This is a genomic window from Burkholderia sp. BCC1998, from assembly GCF_905339875.1.
Classification (GTDB): domain Bacteria; phylum Pseudomonadota; class Gammaproteobacteria; order Burkholderiales; family Burkholderiaceae; genus Burkholderia.
The window spans coordinates 1-364 of sequence record NZ_CAJPHE010000111.1 but is presented as its reverse complement, the minus strand read 5'-3'; the positions used below and the strand labels follow the sequence as shown (position 1 = coordinate 364).

The following is a 364-nucleotide window of genomic DNA, read 5'->3' as shown; positions in this document are numbered from 1 at the left end:
GGCACTGAAACTGGTGTTCCACGTGTGGCCGCCGTCGGTCGAGTATTCGACGGTGGCGCCGGTTTCGACACCGGTCAGATTCAACGTGCCGACATTGGTGACGTGATCGGACGCGCTGCTGCCGGAATCGGTGGTGAGGGCAACGCCCGGTGCAGCCGCCGACGTGTCGAGCGTGAAGCTGAACGAAGTCGGATCGGACGTGTTGCCAGCGATATCGGTTTGCCGGACCTGCACATCGTTCAGGCCTTCGACGGCATTGAAGCTGGTGTTCCAGGTATGGCCGCCATCGGTCGAATATTCGACGGTGGCGCCGGTTTCGACACCGGTGAGGTTCAGCGTGCCGACGTTGGTGATGTGATCGGAT

Annotated in this window: 1 protein-coding gene; it reads right to left on the bottom strand. The window is 61.5% G+C overall.

What is annotated here, in order from left to right; translation table 11 throughout:
• Positions 1–364: Ig-like domain-containing protein (locus U5A56_RS37015; protein ID WP_321927434.1), on the bottom strand; the 364-nt coding region annotated here is incomplete at both ends.